Origin of the sequence: Bradyrhizobium sp. SZCCHNS30572 (assembly GCF_032484415.1) — a bacterium.
Classification (GTDB): domain Bacteria; phylum Pseudomonadota; class Alphaproteobacteria; order Rhizobiales; family Xanthobacteraceae; genus Bradyrhizobium.
Window position 1 is genome coordinate 62589 of record NZ_JAUESY010000012.1, and the last position, 17326, is coordinate 79914.

General features: G+C 64.8%; 30 protein-coding genes. 24 read left to right on the forward strand and 6 right to left on the reverse strand.

The features are described 5' to 3' along the window. Positions 1 to 74: 74 nt before the first annotated feature. The 15 genes from nifB to QX048_RS31050 are packed head-to-tail and all read left to right on the forward strand — an operon-like array spanning position 75 to position 7548. Complete coding sequence (nifB, locus tag QX048_RS30980) at positions 75 to 1637, forward strand: nitrogenase cofactor biosynthesis protein NifB (protein ID WP_315825168.1); 1563 nt, start codon at positions 75 to 77, stop codon at positions 1635 to 1637. A 55-nt stretch (positions 1638 to 1692) separates the two neighbouring features. Beyond that, positions 1693 to 1917: a YfhL family 4Fe-4S dicluster ferredoxin gene (locus QX048_RS30985; RefSeq protein WP_006609676.1), complete on the forward strand. Its 225-nt coding sequence runs from the start codon at positions 1693 to 1695 to the stop codon at positions 1915 to 1917. Positions 1918 to 1928: 11 nt separating this feature from the next. Beyond that, positions 1929 to 2258 (forward strand): iron-sulfur cluster assembly accessory protein, encoded by a 330-nt coding sequence (locus QX048_RS30990; protein WP_315713125.1) that lies wholly within the window; start codon positions 1929 to 1931, stop codon positions 2256 to 2258. 11 nt (positions 2259 to 2269) lie between these two features. Next, positions 2270 to 2803: a hypothetical protein gene (locus QX048_RS30995; RefSeq protein WP_315752847.1), complete on the forward strand. Its 534-nt coding sequence runs from the start codon at positions 2270 to 2272 to the stop codon at positions 2801 to 2803. Beyond that, a complete protein-coding gene (locus tag QX048_RS31000; protein ID WP_315752848.1) occupies positions 2796 to 3569 on the forward strand; it encodes a 4Fe4S-binding leucine-rich repeat protein in 774 nt (257 codons plus the stop codon). The genes QX048_RS30995 and QX048_RS31000 overlap by 8 nt, the downstream gene beginning before the upstream one ends. After that, a complete protein-coding gene (locus tag QX048_RS31005) occupies positions 3566 to 3889 on the forward strand; it encodes a nitrogen fixation protein NifZ (protein WP_315752849.1) in 324 nt (107 codons plus the stop codon). Before QX048_RS31000 ends, QX048_RS31005 begins: the two co-directional genes overlap by 4 nt. After that, positions 3886 to 4134 (forward strand): nitrogen fixation protein NifZ, encoded by a 249-nt coding sequence (locus QX048_RS31010; protein WP_315752850.1) that lies wholly within the window; start codon positions 3886 to 3888, stop codon positions 4132 to 4134. The genes QX048_RS31005 and QX048_RS31010 overlap by 4 nt, the downstream gene beginning before the upstream one ends. 6 nt (positions 4135 to 4140) lie before the next feature. After that, a complete protein-coding gene (locus tag QX048_RS31015; protein WP_315713117.1) occupies positions 4141 to 4497 on the forward strand; it encodes a DUF3024 domain-containing protein in 357 nt (118 codons plus the stop codon). A gap of 19 nt (positions 4498 to 4516) precedes the next feature. Beyond that, complete coding sequence (locus tag QX048_RS31020; protein ID WP_315752851.1) at positions 4517 to 4777, forward strand: hypothetical protein; 261 nt, start codon at positions 4517 to 4519, stop codon at positions 4775 to 4777. A gap of 2 nt (positions 4778 to 4779) precedes the next feature. Further along, the gene (locus tag QX048_RS31025; RefSeq protein WP_315825167.1) at positions 4780 to 5994 is read left to right on the forward strand and encodes a DegT/DnrJ/EryC1/StrS family aminotransferase; all 1215 of its coding nucleotides are present in this window, start codon (positions 4780 to 4782) and stop codon (positions 5992 to 5994) included. 35 nt (positions 5995 to 6029) lie between these two features. After that, a complete protein-coding gene (locus tag QX048_RS31030; protein WP_315752853.1) occupies positions 6030 to 6338 on the forward strand; it encodes a 2Fe-2S iron-sulfur cluster-binding protein in 309 nt (102 codons plus the stop codon). A gap of 12 nt (positions 6339 to 6350) precedes the next feature. Then, positions 6351 to 6563, forward strand: a complete 213-nt coding sequence (locus QX048_RS31035) for a hypothetical protein (RefSeq protein ID WP_315713111.1) — start codon at positions 6351 to 6353, stop codon at positions 6561 to 6563. Between the two features lie 13 nt (positions 6564 to 6576). Further along, a complete protein-coding gene (locus QX048_RS31040) occupies positions 6577 to 6909 on the forward strand; it encodes a DUF6156 family protein (RefSeq protein WP_315825166.1) in 333 nt (110 codons plus the stop codon). Beyond that, the gene (locus tag QX048_RS31045) at positions 6906 to 7073 is read left to right on the forward strand and encodes a hypothetical protein (protein WP_315752856.1); all 168 of its coding nucleotides are present in this window, start codon (positions 6906 to 6908) and stop codon (positions 7071 to 7073) included. Before QX048_RS31040 ends, QX048_RS31045 begins: the two co-directional genes overlap by 4 nt. Positions 7074 to 7089: 16 nt before the next feature. Next, on the forward strand, positions 7090 to 7548 hold the full coding sequence (locus QX048_RS31050; RefSeq protein ID WP_315752857.1) for a group II truncated hemoglobin: 459 nt from the start codon (positions 7090 to 7092) through the stop codon (positions 7546 to 7548). A 259-nt stretch (positions 7549 to 7807) separates the two neighbouring features. On the opposite strand, the gene QX048_RS31055 is transcribed toward QX048_RS31050, so the two are convergent. From QX048_RS31055 to QX048_RS31070, 4 genes are all read right to left on the reverse strand, one after another. Next, positions 7808 to 8050 carry a hypothetical protein gene (locus QX048_RS31055; RefSeq protein ID WP_315752858.1) on the reverse strand — a complete coding sequence of 81 codons (243 nt, stop codon included), beginning with the start codon at positions 8048 to 8050 and terminating at the stop codon, positions 7808 to 7810. A gap of 26 nt (positions 8051 to 8076) precedes the next feature. Further along, positions 8077 to 8835 (reverse strand): dienelactone hydrolase family protein, encoded by a 759-nt coding sequence (locus QX048_RS31060; RefSeq protein WP_315825165.1) that lies wholly within the window; start codon positions 8833 to 8835, stop codon positions 8077 to 8079. A 36-nt stretch (positions 8836 to 8871) separates the two neighbouring features. Beyond that, positions 8872 to 9234 carry an iron-sulfur cluster assembly protein gene (locus QX048_RS31065; protein WP_315752901.1) on the reverse strand — a complete coding sequence of 121 codons (363 nt, stop codon included), beginning with the start codon at positions 9232 to 9234 and terminating at the stop codon, positions 8872 to 8874. A gap of 88 nt (positions 9235 to 9322) precedes the next feature. Then, positions 9323 to 9814: a hypothetical protein gene (locus tag QX048_RS31070; protein ID WP_315825164.1), complete on the reverse strand. Its 492-nt coding sequence runs from the start codon at positions 9812 to 9814 to the stop codon at positions 9323 to 9325. A gap of 272 nt (positions 9815 to 10086) precedes the next feature. Here QX048_RS31070 and QX048_RS31075 point away from each other — a divergent pair, with 272 nt between their 5' ends. The 3 genes from QX048_RS31075 to QX048_RS31085 are packed head-to-tail and all read left to right on the forward strand — an operon-like array spanning position 10087 to position 11057. Next, positions 10087 to 10320, forward strand: coding sequence for a BolA/IbaG family iron-sulfur metabolism protein (locus QX048_RS31075; RefSeq protein ID WP_006609694.1), 234 nt, complete (start codon positions 10087 to 10089; stop codon positions 10318 to 10320). Between the two features lie 48 nt (positions 10321 to 10368). Next, a complete protein-coding gene (gene grxD, locus QX048_RS31080) occupies positions 10369 to 10698 on the forward strand; it encodes a Grx4 family monothiol glutaredoxin (protein ID WP_315752861.1) in 330 nt (109 codons plus the stop codon). Further along, on the forward strand, positions 10695 to 11057 hold the full coding sequence (locus tag QX048_RS31085; protein WP_315825163.1) for a (2Fe-2S) ferredoxin domain-containing protein: 363 nt from the start codon (positions 10695 to 10697) through the stop codon (positions 11055 to 11057). Before grxD ends, QX048_RS31085 begins: the two co-directional genes overlap by 4 nt. A gap of 19 nt (positions 11058 to 11076) precedes the next feature. Here the strand turns inward: QX048_RS31085 and QX048_RS31090 are convergent, their stop codons facing one another. Together QX048_RS31090 and QX048_RS31095 are read right to left on the reverse strand one after the other, a co-directional pair. Next, on the reverse strand, positions 11077 to 11496 hold the full coding sequence (locus tag QX048_RS31090; RefSeq protein ID WP_315825162.1) for an ArsC/Spx/MgsR family protein: 420 nt from the start codon (positions 11494 to 11496) through the stop codon (positions 11077 to 11079). A 1-nt stretch (position 11497) separates the two neighbouring features. Then, complete coding sequence (locus QX048_RS31095; RefSeq protein WP_315713088.1) at positions 11498 to 11929, reverse strand: response regulator transcription factor; 432 nt, start codon at positions 11927 to 11929, stop codon at positions 11498 to 11500. A gap of 419 nt (positions 11930 to 12348) precedes the next feature. On the opposite strand from QX048_RS31095, the gene nifH reads away from it, so the two are divergent. The 6 genes from nifH (at position 12349) to nifW (ending at position 17161) form a co-directional block, all read left to right on the forward strand. Next, the gene (gene nifH / locus QX048_RS31100; RefSeq protein ID WP_315713086.1) at positions 12349 to 13236 is read left to right on the forward strand and encodes a nitrogenase iron protein; all 888 of its coding nucleotides are present in this window, start codon (positions 12349 to 12351) and stop codon (positions 13234 to 13236) included. A gap of 83 nt (positions 13237 to 13319) precedes the next feature. After that, a complete protein-coding gene (locus tag QX048_RS31105; protein WP_315825161.1) occupies positions 13320 to 14054 on the forward strand; it encodes a nitrogen fixation protein NifQ in 735 nt (244 codons plus the stop codon). 17 nt (positions 14055 to 14071) lie between these two features. Further along, positions 14072 to 14566, forward strand: coding sequence for an iron response transcriptional regulator IrrA (irrA, locus tag QX048_RS31110; protein ID WP_315713082.1), 495 nt, complete (start codon positions 14072 to 14074; stop codon positions 14564 to 14566). Positions 14567 to 14892: 326 nt separating this feature from the next. Further along, complete coding sequence (nifV, locus tag QX048_RS31115; protein WP_315825160.1) at positions 14893 to 16032, forward strand: homocitrate synthase; 1140 nt, start codon at positions 14893 to 14895, stop codon at positions 16030 to 16032. A 2-nt stretch (positions 16033 to 16034) separates the two neighbouring features. Then, the gene (gene cysE, locus QX048_RS31120) at positions 16035 to 16826 is read left to right on the forward strand and encodes a serine O-acetyltransferase (protein ID WP_315825159.1); all 792 of its coding nucleotides are present in this window, start codon (positions 16035 to 16037) and stop codon (positions 16824 to 16826) included. Then, the gene (gene nifW / locus QX048_RS31125) at positions 16823 to 17161 is read left to right on the forward strand and encodes a nitrogenase stabilizing/protective protein NifW (RefSeq protein WP_315713078.1); all 339 of its coding nucleotides are present in this window, start codon (positions 16823 to 16825) and stop codon (positions 17159 to 17161) included. Before cysE ends, nifW begins: the two co-directional genes overlap by 4 nt. Positions 17162 to 17326 lie beyond the last annotated feature (165 nt).

Consider the following 17326-nt stretch of genomic DNA (forward strand, 5'->3'; position numbering starts at 1 on the left):
GCGGCGTGGCACGCGAGTTGCTGAACCCTAGCCCAAGGCGGTTTGCGGCTCGCCAGCAACGTTAAGGAGCGGACATGGACGCGTCAGTGCAGCACGAACAGGCGACGATACCGGACGGCGACAAGCTGAGCTCGGTGATGCAGACCATCGCGGAACACAAGGGTTGCGGCACCTCGGGCGGCAGCGGCAAGGCGAGCTGTGGCTCGGGCGCCGGCGAGAACGACCTGCCGCCGGAGATCTGGGAGAAGGTGAAGAACCATCCCTGCTACAGCGAGGAGGCGCATCATCACTACGCGCGCATGCACGTCGCCGTCGCGCCCGCCTGCAACATCCAGTGTAACTACTGCAACCGCAAATACGACTGCGCCAACGAGTCGCGTCCGGGCGTCGTCAGCGAAAAGCTGTCGCCGGAGCAGGCGGCCAAGAAGGTGCTCGCCGTTGCCTCGACCATTCCGCAGATGACCGTGCTCGGGATCGCCGGTCCCGGCGATCCGCTCGCCAATCCGGAGAAGACGTTCAAGACCTTCGAGCTGATCGCCCGGACCGCCCCGGACATCAAGCTCTGCCTGTCGACCAACGGTCTCGCGCTGCCCGACCACGTCGACACCATCGCCGGCTTCAACGTCGACCACGTCACGATCACCATCAACATGGTCGATCCCGAGATCGGCGCCAAGATCTATCCCTGGGTGTTCTGGAAGCACAAGCGCTATACCGGCGTCGAGGCGGCCAAGCTGCTCACCGACCGCCAGTTACAGGGCCTGGAGATGCTGACCGAGCGCGGCATCCTCTGCAAGGTCAACTCGGTGATGATCCCAGGGGTCAACGACAAGCACCTCGTCGAGGTCAACAAGGCGGTGAAGTCGCGCGGCGCGTTCCTGCACAACATCATGCCGCTGATCTCGTCGCCGGAGCACGGCACCGTGTTCGGTTTGACCGGCCAGCGCGGTCCGACCGCGCAGGAGCTGAAGGCGCTGCAGGACGAGTGCGAAGGCGAGATGAACATGATGCGGCATTGCCGCCAGTGCCGCGCCGACGCCGTGGGCCTGCTCGGTGAGGATCGCTCGGCCGAATTCACCACCGACAAGATCATGGCCATGGAGGTGAACTACGACATCGACAGCCGCAAGGCGTACCAGGAGGCGGTCGAGAGCGAGCGCGTCGCCAAGGTCGTCGCCCGGCAGGAGGAGCTTGCCTCGCTCGCCGGCCAGTCGAGCGACATCAAGCTGCTCGTCGCGGTCGCGACCAAGGGTTCGGGCCTGATCAACGAGCATTTCGGCCACGCCAAGGAGTTCCAGGTCTACGAGCTCTCCACCGCCGGTGCCAAGTTCGTCGGTCACCGCCGCGTCGACCTGTACTGCCAGGGCGGCTATGGCGACGAGGACAGCCTGGAGACCGTCATCCGCGCCATCAACGACTGCCATGCGGTGTTCGTGGCCAAGATCGGCGGCTGCCCGAAGAGCGACCTGCAGGCCGCGGGCATCGAGCCGGTCGATCAGTTCGCCCACGAGTTCATCGAGAAGTCCGCGATCGCCTGGTTCAAGGACTACCTCGACAAGGTGAACAGCGGCGAAATCCAGCACGTCGTGCGCGGTGACGCCGAAATTCGCCAGGGCGCCCTGATTTCGGCGGCGTGACACCAGACCCCGGCGACGCTGTTGCGTCGCCGGGCCCCTTCGACAGGAGCCTTTGATGACCTTGAAGATCATTGCCTCGCAGTGCACGAGCTGCTCGGCCTGTGAACCCGAATGTCCGAACGTGGCGATCTCGGAGAAGAACGGCACCTTCGTGATCGATCCGAAGAAGTGCACAGAATGCATCGGCCATTTCGACGAGCCGCAATGCGCGGCGGTCTGCCCGGTCGACAACACCTGCGTGATCGACAATTCGTTCCCGCGCTACCAGCCGCCGGCTTGAGGGAGACCGAGATGAACTTCACCCTCACGCCTGCCGCGCAGAAATTCATGCGAATGATGCTGCGAACCGACGGTACCGCGGGCTCCGGCTTCCGTCTCGCGGTGTCGCCCGGCGGCTGCTCCGGCCTTGCGGCCGATATCAGCGTGCTCGCCACGCCGCAGCCCGGTGATGCCGTGGTCGAGCGCGACGGTGTCAGGCTGTTTCTGCCAGCGGAAAGCCGCTTGCTGCTCGACGGTGTGACCATCGACTTCGCGGATACTGCGACGCAGACCGGCCTCGTGTTTCACGATCCGAAGCAGGTTTCGTGCTCGACCCACGCCTTGAAGGCGCTGGAGCACTAGGACAGCTCGCCATGCCCACCGATGCCCGGCCCAGCTCTCAGACCGCCATCGAGGACGCGTTGCTCGCCGACGCGCTGCTCGGCGGCGGCCTGCCGGAGGAGGCCGAGTATCATCTGTGGCAGGCGGGCCAGAGCTATCATCTCGACGAGGTCGCGGAGACGCACCTGAAAGAGGCGGAAGCGCTGGCGCCTGGGCATGCAGCGGTCCTGATCGGCTTCTACCGGTTCTATTTCTACAAGGGACGGCTCGCCGACGCGCTGCGCATCGCCAAGCGATGCCTCGCCAAGGCGGCCGCCGAAAACTGCTTGCCGCCGCACTGGCGCGACGTTCGCGCCGGTCATGCCGAGTTCGGCAGTTATGACAACATGCTGCCGCGCTTCTTCATGTTCACCTTGAAGGGATACGCCTATTTGCAGATGCGCCTCGGCAATCTCGTCGAGGGACGGCTCGCGGTGCAAAAGCTGCTCGAGCTCGATCCCAGCGATAAGATCGGCGCACGCGTCCTGCTCGAGGTGGTCGACCGGGTGGAGCTCGACGATGAATGACGACATCGACGAGGCCATCGACTGGCAGGGCAACGACATCAGCTGTAAGGGCTGCGAGCACGCGCAGCTCAACGCATCCGGCGGCTGTCGCCTTCGGCACGCCTGCGTGCACGACCGCTACGCCCGCCGCATCGACCGCTTCTTCAACTGGAATCCGGCGCTCGCCAACGGCTACGTCAAGCATCCGCATTTCGAGGTGCGGGCTATCGCGGCGAAGCATGCCAGCCCGTTCTTTCTGCCTCCGCTGCTCGACGATCCCGAGGAGACGGTGCGCTGGAACGCCGCGCGGCGGTTGCCGAAGCGGCTGGTGCTCCGGCTGCGCCATGATCCGCATCGCGAGGTCCGCATTCGAATCGCGACCGTGCTCGATCCGGAAGACCTGATGCCGATGATGATGGACGACGACTATTACGTCCGCCTGGTCGTGGCGCGCCGTATCGTGCCGTCCGTGCTTGGCCGCATGATGGGGGACCCGGAGGCCGAGGTACGCCGCGTCGTCGCGCGGCGCATCCCCAGCGACTGGCTGCTCGGCATGATCAGTGACCCAGATCCACGGGTGCGGCTCGAGATCGCCGAGCGCCTCGCGCCGGATCTCCTCACCGCGATGCGCAAGGACGCCGACTGGCGGGTGCGTCACGAGGTTGCGAGCCGGATCGCGCTCAGTGAACTCGCGGAGCTTGCGCGCGACGAGGACCCGCTGGTGCAGGAGATGGCGCGCGACCGGCTCGCGAACCGCTTCGGAGCTGCCATGGAGAAACCGGCATGAGCAACATCGTTCGTGACAGCGAGGTCGTGGAGTTGTCGGCGCCGCCGTACTTCACGTTCGGCGAGAAGGTCAAGGCCAAGCGCACGATCCGCAACGACGGCACCTACGCAGGCAAGGAAATCGGCGAGATCCTCGCGAAGAAGGGCGAGATCGGCTACGTCGTCTCGATCGGAACCTTCCTGCAGCAGTTCTACATCTACGGCGTCGAGTTTCTCGAAAGCGGGAACCGCGTCGGCATGAAACGCAAGGAGCTCGAATCCACCGTGCCCCGCGGGGAGACCGAGGACGAGCTGCCACTGCCGGGAGCATACAGATCATGATCGAGCCACGCCTGCCGAAATATCAATGGGGCCAGCGTGTCAAGGCGCTGATCGACCTCGTCAATGACGGCTCGTTCCCGAACGCGCCGGCCGAAGCCAAGCTGGTCGGAGTCGGCGATATGGGTGAGATCGTCCAGGTCGGCACCCACACCGAGGCGAACATGCCGATCTATCTCGTCGAGTTCGGCGAGCAGCTCGTCGTGGGCTGTCTCGAAGAGGAGATCGTCCCGGTTGAGGTGCGATGATCCACGATGGCTGCAACCGCGCTCAAGCCCAGCTTTGTCCTGCCCGCGCATCCCAACGAGTTGGATCGCAAGCGGATCGCGCGCGCGCTGAAGTCACGCAAGCGCTACCGCTATGTCGAGCCGACGGTGTCGCCGGTCGACGAGGGTTATCACGTCCGCAGTCCTTGCTGCTCGCGCAACATCGACAAGGACGGCGGGGTGATCGACGTCGCGCTGCTGCGCCATGATCCCGCGAATGCGATGTGGAAGCTGTTCTGGAGAGATCACGCGCAGGGGACGTGGGAGCTGCACAGTCTGCATCGGCGGTTGACCGCGGCGGTCGACGAGCTGAACGCGGACCCTGAGCGGATCTTCTGGCAGTAGAGCGAAGAGGACGGGTGACGTGGCATTGGCCGAACAGGAATTGAATGAGATCGCGCAGGTCCTCGAGCGACCCGACGCCGGCAGCGCGGCCTTCGGCGAGCTGCGCCGCCGCTTTCCAAGGCTGGTACTGACACGTTGTGACGCGTCCGATGTCACGGAAGCGCCGTTCCGCAGCTATCCGGCATTCGACCTGCATCTGCTCGACGCCAGCGACCACTGCGCGGGTGTGACCGATGACCTTGCCAAAGCCACCGGCCTGATCCTGGCCAAGCGGAGCTGAGCATGACCAAGCCCTATCTGGTGCATGACGCCGATCGGCAGGAGCAGGATGAAGCGGAGCTTACGCCGGTCGAGGCGAGCTTCATTCCGCTCTCTGATCCCGACATTACCACGGCGGAGATTGCCGCCGTGGACGCGGCGCTGCGCTCGCCGCGGCTGTCCTGCGGTCCGCTGGTCGAGGAGTTCGAGGCGGCATTCGCAAGCTATCTCGGGCGCAGATACGCCATTGCCGTCCCGAGCGGAACGCTTGGCCTGGTCCTGGTCCTGAAAGCGATGGGCATCGGATCGGGCGACGAGGTGATCACGTCGTCGTATTCGTTCCGCGAGATCGCGCATGCCATCAGCATTGTCGGCGCCAAGCCGGTGTTTGCGGATATAGATTACTACTCGGGCACGCTGGCGCCGAGCAAGATCGAGGCGCGCATCACGGAGCGGACAAAGGCGATCCTGGCCGGCAACACCAACGGCCATCCGGCCAAATGGTCGGAGCTGCAGGCGATCGCGAAGACCCGCAATCTGCCTGTCATCGAGGATTCGACCGAGGCCATCGGCTCGAAATATAAGGGGGCGCTGGTCGGTACATTCGGTGCGGCCGCGGTGTTCGATTTCTCGCAGCCTTTCGCGCTCACCTGTGGTGAGGGTGGCATGGTCGTCACCGACGACGTCGACATCGCTGTGGCCGTGCGTCGGCACCGTTCGCACCGGCTCGACGAGCGCGCATCGGTCGTGGTCAGCAGCAGCGCGTCGCACCAGGCGGTGATGAGCGACGTGACCGCCGCGCTCGGGTTGGCGCAATTGCGGCGGATCGACGAGATCCTCGAGCGGCGCAAGCTGATCGAGCAGATCTATTACAGCGAGGTGCAGTCGTTCGAGGGCATCAAGGACCCCTATGTCGGGCCCGATGTCACCGAGGTGAACTGGTTTCTCTACCAGGTGCATCTGGGCACGCGGTTCTCGAAGTCGAGCCGGGATTCGATCGTCGAGGATCTCAGGGTCGAACAGGTCGAGGCCGTGGCCTATTCGAATCCCCTGCATCTGCAGCGGCATTATTTCGACATGGGCTATCGCCGAGGCGATTATCTCGTGACCGAGAAGGTCGCCGATCGTGTGGTGGCCCTGCCGTTCCACGTTCATCTCGCCACGGATCAGATCGCCTTCATCGTCGCGACCATGAAGGACGCCTCGGTCAATGTCGGGGCGGGCGCCGCGATCTACTGAGAAGTTCTAAGTTCAAACCGAAAAGGAGAATCCAAGTGGCGACATTGACGGTAATGCCCTCCGGCAAGACGATCGAGGTGGGCGAGGGCACCACCATTCTGGCAGCGCTGCTCGGCGCCGAGGTCGAGATCCCGCACAAATGCGAGGGCCAGGCAAAGTGCGGCTCCTGCCACATCTTCCTGCAGGAGGGACGCAAGGGCGTGTCGAAGGTCACCAAGCTCGAGAACGAGAAGCTCGACACCATCGTCGGCGTCGGCTCGAAGTCGCGGCTCGCCTGCCAGGCGACGATCCTCGGCACCGAGAACGTCAAGATCGAGCTTCTGGGCTTCGGCTCGGGTCTGTAACAGGAGGATCACATGGACAAATTGACGCTTCATGTCCGCTTTGCCAATGATGGCACGGTCGCCGAGATCAGCGAGCGGCCGGTCGGGCTGACGCCGCAGCAGTGGTTCGACAAGCTCAGCGAGGCCATCGGCATGAAGGCCTATCAGACCTTCGCCGGCGGCCGCGGCGTGTTCAAGGTGGCTCGTGAGCAGATCGAGGCCCTGAAGACAGCGGCTGTCTCGTGACACGGTCGGCAGCATGAGCACCGATGCGGGACAGGCGTGCCGATTCTTCGTCTCCTACACGGGCGTCAAGCTGCCGCTGCGGCTGGTGACTGCGATTGCGCCGGAGCAGCTGTCGAACCGCAACACGTTCATCGGCGGCTATTTCGATGCCGCGGGCGTGCTGACCGGATTCGAAAAGATCGTCTATGGCGAGATCGAGCTCACGCACAGCTACAGCTACCATGCCAGCGGGGCGTTGAGCCGGGCCGAGATCGTCATGCTCGACGAGGATCCGGTGACGCTGAATTTTGACGAGACCGGCGCGCCCATCGCCGGTCAGGATGCGTCGGTGAAGGAGGCCTCGTGACTGTCGCCAAGCTGATCGAGGCTCTTGCAAGCATGCCGAAGGACGCTATCGTGCTGATGGACAGCGGCGGCGGATTGTCGCGTGTCGATGCGCTTCAGCTTGTGGACGAGCAGGGCCCGGGCGCTCCGGCCGAGGTGATCCTGCAGCCGAGCTTGGATGAGTAGAGGGCGGACTGGTCGGATGGCGGACGCTGGGACTTCAGAGACCGGAACTCCGGACGCAGGGCCGGTCGCGACCCCCTATGAGCGGATCGGCGGAGCGGTTGTCGTGGACCGTCTCGTCGAATCCTTCTACCACCGAATGGATACGCTGCCGGAGGCCAAGGGCATCCGCGACATGCACGGCCGCAATCTCGGGCCGATCAAGCACATCCTGAAGCGCTATCTCTCCGAATGGCTGGGCGGCCCCAAGCTTTATTCGCCCGAGAAGGGCCATCCGCGGCTGCGCCAGCGTCACATGGGCTTTGCCATCGGCAATGCCGAGCGCGACGCCTGGCTGCTGTGCATGCGCGGCGCGCTCGAGGAGACTGTCAGCGACGTCAAGGCCCGTCAGGATGTCGACGCCGCCATGACCAAGCTCGCCGACTGGATGCGCAACCACGCCGGCAACCCGCACGATGCTCGGGCCGCGCGGCCGTGAGCCTGCGGTGACGTCATTGCGAGGAGACGAAGGCGACGAAGCAATCCAGAGTCGCCCGCGTTACCCTGGATTGCTTCGCTGCGCTCGCAATGACGGAGAGGGCGTGACGCGTAGGCTGGACCAAGCGAAACGCGCCCACCGGCGGTCTCGCCTGCAAGATGGACCAGAAAAAGATGGACCAGAAAGGTGGGCATGGCGATCTTCCGATGGTGCAATTCACTGCCGTCCGTGGCGCCTTTGCCGACCTTACGCAATCCAACTAATACAACGGCACGCCGAAGAAGGTCTCGTCGTCGCCACCCCAGGCGCGGTGTAGCGCCAGGGCGTTCTGCCATTGCATCATCTCGACCTCGCTGGCATTGCGATGCGTGATTCTGCCGTCCGGCACCTCGGCAAGCAGAAAAGGCTTGCCGTTGCGGATGAAGCGGTTGAGATCCTTGGTGTCGTTGGGGCGCACGACGCAACGTGGCCGCTCGTCGATCAGGATGGTGGTCGGCAGCATCGCGGTGCTCTCACTCCATCGGATTGTCAATCGGCCAGCGGTCCCATGTCGTCGTCGGCTTTCTTCTTCTTTTTCTTGTCGGTCTTGGCGAGCGCATAGGCGCCGGCGTTCTTCAGCGTGATCGGCGGCTGCCCGACGACATATTGCGAGATCCACGCCAGGGTCCGGTCATGTGCCAGCGCAGCTGCAGATTCATCATAGGTCTCGCCGTCACCGTCGAACGCATGCGCGGCATTCGGATAGGAGAACGCGCTGACCTCGGGATGATAGGCGCGGAACATGGTCACCTCCGCGAACGGCACGACGATGTCGGCCTCGCCGAAATGGAGCAGCGTCGGAATCTTGCGCTTGGCGCCGGCCGCGTTGACGACACCGGTCGCGTAGTAGCTCACTGCGCAGGCCACGCCGGAGACGCGGTTGGCCGCGTCATAGGCGAGACCGCCCCCGGCGCCGAAGCCGACCACCGCCACCTTGCCGCAGTCCTTGACGCTGTCGACCGTTGACTGGATCTCGGCGAGCAGCGGTGCGGCCGGATCCGGCACGCTCTCGGCCGGCTCGCCCTCCGTTGCCGCTTCGATCGCGGTGGGAGGCGACAGCTCCGGCGCGATCACGACATAGCCGCTCGCGGCGAAAGTATCGGCGACCTTGCGTAGTTTGCCGGCAGCGTCGGCGCCGTCCGGCAGGACGACGATCGCCCCCTTTGGCGCGTCGGCGGGATCGGCACGAAACGCCTGAAAGGTATGGCCGTCGCTGGCGGTCAGCTTGATCGTGCTCGCCGTAGGCATGTGATGCTCCTGCTTCCGTTGCGCGGTTGGCGCGCGTTACAACAAACCCAGCTCCAGGGCGGTCTCTTCGGACATGCGCGACTTGTCCCATGGCGGCTCGAAGACAAGGGTGACCTTGACCGACACCACACCGTCGACGGCCTGTACGGCGTCCTCCACCATTCGGACGATCTCGCTTGCGACCGGACAGCCGGGCGCCGTCAGGGTCATGTCGATCTCGACCGCGCCGCCGCCCTCGTGCGCGATTCGATAGACCAGCCCGAGATCGTAGACGTTCACCGGAATCTCCGGGTCATAGACCGTTCGCAACGCTGCAATCACGCTCTCGGCTGCACTCTGGGAGCCGGTCGCTACGGCGTTCTGCGCCGGGGAAGGAGGGGGCGGGGCGTGCATGGTCATCATGCGTTGGTTCCTCTCATGATTCTGGTTCGCACCGGGGGATGGTCGTTGGAATTCGAGTCATGTTTCGCTCATGCATGGCGTCGCCTCATTCCGAACCGAGCCCCTCGGCCAGCGCGGCGACGACCGGCCATCCGACGGCGCCGGTGGGATCGAGTCGCCGCAGCGCCGCGAGCATTTCGGCTGCTCCGTCGGAATCAGTCTTGCGCAGATGGATGAAGGCGAGGGCCTTCAGCGTGTAGAGCGCGAAGCGGCCGGCGCCATCCGGCAGCGGATCATGCGGCGTCCAGTGCCGCCAATCCCGTGGCCAGCCGGCCTGGCGCGCCGCTTCCGCAAGGCCCAGCTCGGCGACCGCCTCTGCCTCGTCGAGATGGCCTTGATAGGTGTGAATCTTGTACAGACAGAAGTAGGTCGGAAGCTGCTGCGGAGCGGTCGCCAGCGCCTGGCGAAACAGCCGATCCGCCTGCGCGTGGTCGCGGCGATACGCCGCCACGCCCTGTTGCAAAAGCGCATCGATCTCTTGCGGCAGATCGCCGAAGTTGATCGTGTCGGGTTCGCTGACGAGTTCGAGCATCTGCATTGACCTCGATCAAATCATTGCAAGACGCGGACCGTTTTCGCGCGGGTGCAGCAGCGCCGGAGCCGGCAGGAGGCGGGCGGAAGAGCGGGCCGATGTTGGATTTTGCACGTCGCCTCTTCGCTCCGCCGCGGCCGATGTCGCAAAGACGACGCAACGCTTGGCGAATTGGCGTGGACGCGTCGTCAGATGCCGGCGAGACGGCGATTGCGGCGAGCAAATCACTGGTTCGGAGCTTGCATGAGGCCTTCATCAATCCAGCGGGAGTGGCAGCGATGGCGATGGCAGCAACGGACATCGAGCGTCTGATCAAGGAGGCGTTCCCGGATGCCGTCGTCGTGATCGAGGATCTGGCGGGCGATGGCGACCATTATTCGGCGCGCGTCACCTCACAGGCTTTCGCCGGGAAGAGCCGGGTGCAACAGCATCAGATGGTCTATTCGGCTCTCAAGGGTCAGATGGGCGGCGTGCTGCATGCGCTGGCGCTCGAGACGTCATTGCCGAAATGATCGTTGCGGCCGGGCTGATCGGTCGCATTCAGGGAAAGGATCCAGTCTATGTCGACATCCGAACGCATTCAGAAGCTGATCGACAGCAATGACATCGTGCTGTTCATGAAGGGCGTGCCGGCGGCGCCGCAATGCGGCTTCTCCGCCGCGGTGGCACAGATCCTGGCCAAGCTCGACGTGGCTTACGAGAGCGTCAACGTGCTCGCCGATCCCTTCATCCGCGAGGGCATCAAGGAGTTCTCCAACTGGCCGACCATTCCGCAGCTCTATGTGAAGGGCGAATTCGTCGGCGGCTGCGACATCGTGCGCGAGATGTTCCAGGCCGGTGAGCTCGCGACCCTGCTCGCCGACAAGGGCATCAAGGCGTCTGCGTCATGAGCGATGCCAATGTCGCCGAGGCGGATGACGCATTCGAGATTCCGCAGCTCTACAAACATCACGCCTTCGTCTGCCTGACGCAGCGCCCGCCCGGGCATCCGCGCGGCAGCTGCGGCGGGCTCGGCGTGCAGCCGCTGTGGGACCGGCTGACCAAGACCATCGAGGCGCAGCGGCTGACGGATATCGGCGTCACCGCCGCCGGCTGCTTCGGCTTCTGCAGCGCCGGACCCATGATGGTGGTCTATCCGGACGGCGTCTGGTATCGACCGACCAAGCCGGAGGATATCGACGAGATCGTCGAATCCCACTTCAAGCAGGGCAAGCGTGTCGATCGCCTGGTCATGGTGTTGAAGCGCTGAGCTTGCAGAACGGAGCCGCTCAACGCGGCTCCGGACAAGGTGTCGACCCATCCGGACGCGTGCAGCCCTGGACATCCTCCAGACCGTCGCCCTGCCGAAGCAGCGAGATGACGGGTTCACGATCGAAGCCGGCGCAGCACCGGCCGCCGGCTTCGATCAATGGCCGGCGGATCAGCAGCGGATCCTCGAGCATCAGGTCGATGGCCGCGACGGCTTCGATCGTCTCTGGCTCGATCTCTCCCGATCTCACGCGCGGCGAGGCCGGATTGAACCAGGCCCAGACGGGGGTCCCGGCGAAATATGTGCGCAGCCGCTCGCCCGTCCAGGGTTCGGTCAAGAGGTTCCTGGCGATGACATCGTGGCCTGCTCGCGTCAGCATCAGCTTCTGCCGGGCGTTGGTGCCGCAGCCCGGCTTCTCGTAGAAGACGACGGTCGTCACGTCAGGCACCGCCGAGCTGGACCAGCTGCGCGCCGCCGGCGCGGCCGAGAATGGTGTCGACCTTCTTGCGCACCGCCTCGATCGTGAGCGGCTTGACCACGGCGCCATGCGCGCCGGCCTTGAGACCTTCGATCGCGATCGCCTCGTCGGCCTTGGCGGTCACGATCAGAATGCGCACGCCCTTGAACTTCGCCAGGATCTCGCGGACGAGCTCGGGGCCGCGTTGCTTCAGGAAGGAAACCCCGAGCAGCACCACGTTCGGTGCCAGCCAGTCGACGCCCTTCTCGTACGCCTCCTCCGGCGTCGCCAATTCGTGGGTCTCGATTTCATCGTGCAACATGAACTGCAGGGCCGCGCGCGTGATCTCGTCGTCGTCGATCACGAACACGCGCCGCTGGTCCACTGCCTTGGCCGTCTCCACTCCGATCTGCATTGCATCCTCCTCAACGTTGTCAGCGTCTGTGCCGCAGGGCTGCAGAGGGGATCTAGCAAATCTCGTTCCGGGCACCGCCCGGCTGAAAAGCTACCGCTGTTGTGTCGTTTCGGACAGCGCCGCGCGTCGTCGCATCTTGCGAAGCATTCCGATGTCGGGTTTGCAACAACTCGCAATCGCGCCCGGATTGCTCCGCATCTCCTTTAAAACATGATCGTTTTGGCCCTGTGCGCGTGCTGGCACAGCCGTTGCAAAACCGGGTTCAGGCAATGGTTGAGGGCTGAGTGCACGCCGACGCTCCGGACGAGCGATGCTCTCCTTCCCAACAACCCGTCTGCCGGTTCGGACACACAGAGGACGCGGTCACGCCTCGCGAGCAGCGCGGGCGCGACATTGGCAATCGGTTGATGGAGAGCAGAATGTCATCACTTCGACAAATCGCATTCTACGGCAAGGGCGGCATCGGCAAATCGACGACGTCGCAGAACACGCTCGCGGCGCTCGCCGAGATGGGTCATCGGATCCTGATCGTCGGCTGCGACCCCAAGGCGGATTCGACCCGCCTGATCCTGCACGCCAAGGCGCAGGACACGATCCTGAGCCTGGCCGCTGCCGCGGGCAGCGTCGAGGACCTCGAGATCGAGGAGGTCATGAAGGTCGGCTATCGCGACATCCGCTGCGTCGAGTCCGGCGGTCCGGAGCCGGGCGTCGGCTGCGCCGGCCGCGGCGTCATCACCTCGATCAACTTCCTGGAGGAGAACGGCGCCTACGAGGACATCGACTACGTGTCCTACGACGTGCTCGGCGACGTCGTGTGCGGCGGCTTCGCGATGCCGATCCGTGAGAACAAGGCGCAGGAGATCTACATCGTGATGTCCGGCGAGATGATGGCGATGTATGCCGCCAACAACATCTCCAAGGGCATTCTGAAATATGCGAATTCCGGCGGCGTGCGCCTGGGCGGCCTGGTCTGCAACGAGCGTCAGACCGACAAGGAGCTGGAGCTGGCGGAGGCTCTCGCCAAGAAGCTCGGCACCCAGCTGATCTACTTCGTGCCGCGCGACAACATCGTGCAGCACGCCGAGCTGCGCCGCATGACCGTGCTGGAATATGCGCCGGATTCGGTCCAGGCCGGGCACTACCGCTCGCTGGCGCAGAAGATCCACAACAACGGCGGCAAGGGCATCATCCCGACCCCGATCACGATGGACGAGCTCGAGGACATGCTGATGGAGCACGGCATCATGAAAGCCGTCGACGAAACCCAGATCGGAAAGACTGCCGCCGAACTCGCCGCAACGGCTTAAGCAGTCTTGGTACCGGCCTTCCTCCCGTCGGAAGGCCGGTACCTCATCGCATGTCCCGTCGGCGCGCGGCAGGGGATCAAGCTATGACCATCGCAATCGTGGGCGTGTCAGAGTCCGTCGCTGCCGGCCTGCAACCGTCGCCGCGCAACGGCTCCTGCGAAGAGAACGCGCGGCATCACGGCCGCCAGATTTACCGCCTACTGACCGGCGTCGATCCCGACGAGGCGCTGATCGACAGTGACATCGGTTTCGATCGTCACGTCATCGCATCGGTTCTCGCCGTTTCAGCGATGGAGCATGGCGCGCTGGCGGAGCGCGCGGGGCTTTCGACCGTCGAACTGATCGCACTGCTGGCGCAGTTGTTTCCGGCAGCCTCGATCGACTCCTCATGGCTGCCGATCACCGGGGCCGTGGCCGCGCCGGACGAGGACGAAATCACGATGGTGCGCGATCTGCTCACCGCGCAGCGCTCCACGGACGGCGAGGTCGGCCGCTGGCTCGCGGCCATGGTGGCGCGTCGCGCGATGGAGCCCAACCATCTCTGGGAAGACCTGGGCCTACGCGAGCGCTCCGAATTGTCGCGTCTGCTGATGCGCCACTTCGCGCCGTTGGCGAGCCGCAACACCAGCAACATGCGCTGGAAGCGCTTCTTCTACCGCATGCTGTGCGAGGATGATGGCTTCGTGATGTGCACGACGCCGGTCTGTACCCAGTGCAACGACTTCCAGCTCTGCTTCGGCGAGGAGAGCGGCGAGAGCCGGATGGCCGAACGGCGGCGCGAGGTGGCGCTGCGGGAGGCGGCGGGCGCCGCGATGTGAGTTCGAGGACCGTGACGATGTTGATGGACAGCCAGCTTGGATCCCCGTGCAACTCCGACGGCGGACGTTGTCCTCAGGCGGAGACCTGCGAAGCTGGCGAGATCCTGATGCGTCGATGCGAGGACGCGCTGCGCCGGGCCGGGTTGCGCCCCACCCAGCAGCGTCAGCAACTGAGCCGGATTCTGTTCGGCGGCGGTGACCGCCACATCACCGCCGACGCGCTCTATGCCGCAGCCGTTGCTTCGGGCATGAAGATCTCGCAGGCCACCATCTACAACACGCTCAACCAGTTCGTGGAGCTGGGCCTGCTGCGCCAAATTGGCGTGGACGGCTCGAAATCGTTCTTCGACACCAATACGACCGTGCACCCGCACTTCTTCTACGAGGACGAAGGCGCGCTCGTCGATGTGCCCGGACAGGTCGCGTTCGAGCAGATGCCCGAGCCGCTGCCGGGTTATGGCATGGAGCGGATCGACATCGTCATTCATCTGCGCCGCAGGCGTCACGCCTGACGGCAGCGCAGGTCGCCACGCGGTCCAGGCGCTGCGCGGGCATGTCTCTCTGCGTCGACGTTCGACGTTCGATGTCCGACGCTGTTACGAATCCGACAATTCGGGGCGTTGGAAAAACAATCAGATATTCAATTGGTTGGCGTGGTGTCCGGCGGTGGCATGGCCGTTGCTGAGTGAATGGCAGGCCGCAACGGAGCGTCGTGCTTCTGGCGGCCGCACACAGGTTGCGACGGAGCGAGTGAATGCCAGACGTCTCCGGACAGCGCGGGTCTAGGAATGCCCGAGATGCCGGCTCTGCCCACGGGGGCACAGCCTCGGGGAGCCCGATGCCCCGGGTCATCCTCAACGATACCACGCTCCGCGACGGCGAACAGGCGCCGGGCGTCGCCTTCGCCCTCGGCGAGAAGGTCGCGATCGCTCGTGCGCTCGCCCGTGCCGGCGTTCCCGAGATCGAGGCCGGCACGCCGGCGATGGGGGCCGACGAGATCGCGGCGATCAGGGCGATCGTCGAGGCCGGTCTGCCCGCGACCATCATCGGCTGGTGCCGGATGCGCGAGGCGGATGTCGATGCGGCGATCGCGGCCGGCGTCTCGATGGTGAATGTCTCCATCCCGACATCCGACGTGCAGATCGCCGCCAAGCTCGGCGGCAGCCGCAGCGCCGCGCTGGAGCTGCTCAAGCGCGTGGTCGGCTATGCGCGAAGCCGCGGACTGGCCGTTGCCGTCGGCGGTGAGGATTCGTCGCGCGCCGATGTCGGCTTTCTCGCCGAGGTGATCGCGACCGCGAAGTCGCTCGGTGCCCGACGCTTCCGCGTCGCCGATACACTGAGCGTGCTCGATCCCGACGCGACGTCAGCCCTGGTCGGCGCCTTGCGTGCGACCACGGACCTGGAGATCGAGTTTCACGGCCATGACGATCTCGGTCTTGCCACCGCCAACACGCTGGCGGCGGTCAAGGCGGGCGCGACCCATGCGTCGGTCACCGTGATCGGCCTCGGCGAGCGTGCCGGCAATGCCCCGCTGGAAGAGGTCGCGGTCGCGCTGCGGCAGCTCTACCGGCGCGAGACCGGCATCGTGCTGGCCGAGCTCGATCACGTCGCCAATGTCGTGGCGGCCGCCGCGGCACGCGCCATTCCACTCAACAAGGCCATCGTTGGCGAGCACGTCTTCACCCATGAATCCGGCATTCACGTCGACGGCCTGCTGAAGGATCAGCGCACCTACCAGGCGCTCGATCCGGTACTGTTCGGCCGCTCCAATCGGATCGTGATCGGGAAGCATTCCGGGCTGTCGGCGATCACCTCGTTGCTGTCGGATTTGCGGCTGCCGGCGAGCGCCGACCAGGCCCAGCGCATCCTGGCGCGGGTGCGCAGGCATGCCGTCGCTCACAAGGGGCCGGTGCCGAAGGAGGCCGTTGCGGCCATCTGGCGCGAAGTCTGCGATCACCCGCTGGCGAGCTTTGCCTGATCATGAGCGACATCGTCGATACCCCCATTGCAGAGCCGATCGTCGTCGAGGCGAGCCGGCCTTCGCTGCTTCGCCTGATCCGCGAGGACATTGCGTGTGTCCGCTCGCGCGATCCGGCGGCGCGCAGCGAAATCGAGACACTGCTGACCTATCCCGGCATTCACGCGCTGATCTGGCACCGCCTGGCGCATCGGCTGTGGATCCGCGGCTGGCGTTTTCCGGCGCGCTTGTTGTCGTGGCTCGGACGTTTCCTGTCGAATGTCGACATTCATCCGGGCGCCGAAATCGGCCGCCGCTTCTTCATCGATCATGGCGCCTGCGTCGTGATCGGCGAGACCGCGGAGGTCGGCGACGATGTCACGTTGTATCACGGCGTCACCCTGGGAGGTACGTCGTGGTCGCCAGGCAAGCGGCATCCGACGCTGGACAGCGGTGTCGTCGTCGGCGCCGGCGCCAAGATTCTCGGACCGATCACCATCGGTCCGCGGACCCGCGTCGGTGCCAACTCCGTCGTCATCCAGAGCACGCCGCCCGACGTCACGGTGGTCGGGATCCCCGCCAAGGTGGTGCGGCCTGAGTTCACCCATCGGCGGACCGTCGGACGGATCGATCTGGACCATCATTTGATGCCTGATCCGGTCGGTGAAGCCCTTTCCGTGATGCTGGACCGGATCGAATTCCTCGAGGCGCAGCTCGCTCACACCAGGCAGAGGATGCGTCAGGGACCGCCGCCTCCGGCGCCGACCTCTCTCTGCGAGGTTGATCCGATTTCGAGTCAAGGAGCAAAGCAATGACTGCGGCAACGCCGAACGTTCTGGACGAACTGAAGAAGACCTCCGCGGCCGAGGAGTTCTTCAAGCTGCTCGGTGTCGACTACGATCCCAAGGTGCTCAACGTCTGCCGGCTGCATATCCTCCGCCGGATGGGGCAGTACCTCGTCAGCGAGGACTTCTCCGGCGTTTCCAGTGAGGACGTCGCAGCCCGCTGCAAATCGTTCCTGGAGCAGGCCTATCAGGACTTCCTCGTCTCGACGCCGCTCGATCAGCGGGTGTTCAAGGTGCTCAAGGAGGCGGTGGCGCCGCCGAAGCCGGCTCCAAAGCCGTTCGTGTCGCTGACGACGCTCAAGTAGCGCATGAACTGACGATCGCTCCCACCAGCGCCGCCAGCACGACTGGCGGCGCTTCTGCGTTCAAGCGAGCCGTGCGCTTTCAAGTTCCTGTCGCATTCCCGACGCGTGTTGCTTGCGACGTGTCGGACCTCGTCGGCGAGTTTTCAGAAGCAGATCGGGTTCATG

Excerpts from the sequence above, each read along its gene's own strand:
- QX048_RS31025 (WP_315825167.1), top strand. The coding sequence starts at position 4,780 with ATGACCAAGCCCTATCTGGTGCATGACGCCGATCGGCAGGAGCAGGAT.
- QX048_RS30985 (WP_006609676.1), top strand. The coding sequence starts at position 1,693 with ATGACCTTGAAGATCATTGCCTCGCAGTGCACGAGCTGCTCGGCCTGT.
- QX048_RS31040 (WP_315825166.1), top strand. The coding sequence starts at position 6,577 with ATGAGCACCGATGCGGGACAGGCGTGCCGATTCTTCGTCTCCTACACG.
- QX048_RS31065 (WP_315752901.1), bottom strand. The coding sequence starts at position 9,234 with ATGACCATGCACGCCCCGCCCCCTCCTTCCCCGGCGCAGAACGCCGTA.
- QX048_RS31035 (WP_315713111.1), top strand. The coding sequence starts at position 6,351 with ATGGACAAATTGACGCTTCATGTCCGCTTTGCCAATGATGGCACGGTC.
- QX048_RS31070 (WP_315825164.1), bottom strand. The coding sequence starts at position 9,814 with ATGCAGATGCTCGAACTCGTCAGCGAACCCGACACGATCAACTTCGGC.
- QX048_RS31055 (WP_315752858.1), bottom strand. The coding sequence starts at position 8,050 with ATGCTGCCGACCACCATCCTGATCGACGAGCGGCCACGTTGCGTCGTG.
- grxD (WP_315752861.1), top strand. The coding sequence starts at position 10,369 with ATGTCGACATCCGAACGCATTCAGAAGCTGATCGACAGCAATGACATC.
- nifV (WP_315825160.1), top strand. The coding sequence starts at position 14,893 with ATGCCCCGGGTCATCCTCAACGATACCACGCTCCGCGACGGCGAACAG.
- nifB (WP_315825168.1), top strand. The coding sequence starts at position 75 with ATGGACGCGTCAGTGCAGCACGAACAGGCGACGATACCGGACGGCGAC.
- nifW (WP_315713078.1), top strand. The coding sequence starts at position 16,823 with ATGACTGCGGCAACGCCGAACGTTCTGGACGAACTGAAGAAGACCTCC.
- QX048_RS31105 (WP_315825161.1), top strand. The coding sequence starts at position 13,320 with ATGACCATCGCAATCGTGGGCGTGTCAGAGTCCGTCGCTGCCGGCCTG.
- QX048_RS30995 (WP_315752847.1), top strand. The coding sequence starts at position 2,270 with ATGCCCACCGATGCCCGGCCCAGCTCTCAGACCGCCATCGAGGACGCG.
- QX048_RS30990 (WP_315713125.1), top strand. The coding sequence starts at position 1,929 with ATGAACTTCACCCTCACGCCTGCCGCGCAGAAATTCATGCGAATGATG.
- QX048_RS31085 (WP_315825163.1), top strand. The coding sequence starts at position 10,695 with ATGAGCGATGCCAATGTCGCCGAGGCGGATGACGCATTCGAGATTCCG.
- cysE (WP_315825159.1), top strand. The coding sequence starts at position 16,035 with ATGAGCGACATCGTCGATACCCCCATTGCAGAGCCGATCGTCGTCGAG.
- QX048_RS31000 (WP_315752848.1), top strand. The coding sequence starts at position 2,796 with ATGAATGACGACATCGACGAGGCCATCGACTGGCAGGGCAACGACATC.
- nifH (WP_315713086.1), top strand. The coding sequence starts at position 12,349 with ATGTCATCACTTCGACAAATCGCATTCTACGGCAAGGGCGGCATCGGC.
- QX048_RS31015 (WP_315713117.1), top strand. The coding sequence starts at position 4,141 with ATGGCTGCAACCGCGCTCAAGCCCAGCTTTGTCCTGCCCGCGCATCCC.
- QX048_RS31060 (WP_315825165.1), bottom strand. The coding sequence starts at position 8,835 with ATGCCTACGGCGAGCACGATCAAGCTGACCGCCAGCGACGGCCATACC.
- QX048_RS31095 (WP_315713088.1), bottom strand. The coding sequence starts at position 11,929 with ATGCAGATCGGAGTGGAGACGGCCAAGGCAGTGGACCAGCGGCGCGTG.
- QX048_RS31075 (WP_006609694.1), top strand. The coding sequence starts at position 10,087 with ATGGCGATGGCAGCAACGGACATCGAGCGTCTGATCAAGGAGGCGTTC.
- irrA (WP_315713082.1), top strand. The coding sequence starts at position 14,072 with ATGTTGATGGACAGCCAGCTTGGATCCCCGTGCAACTCCGACGGCGGA.
- QX048_RS31005 (WP_315752849.1), top strand. The coding sequence starts at position 3,566 with ATGAGCAACATCGTTCGTGACAGCGAGGTCGTGGAGTTGTCGGCGCCG.
- QX048_RS31050 (WP_315752857.1), top strand. The coding sequence starts at position 7,090 with ATGGCGGACGCTGGGACTTCAGAGACCGGAACTCCGGACGCAGGGCCG.
- QX048_RS31010 (WP_315752850.1), top strand. The coding sequence starts at position 3,886 with ATGATCGAGCCACGCCTGCCGAAATATCAATGGGGCCAGCGTGTCAAG.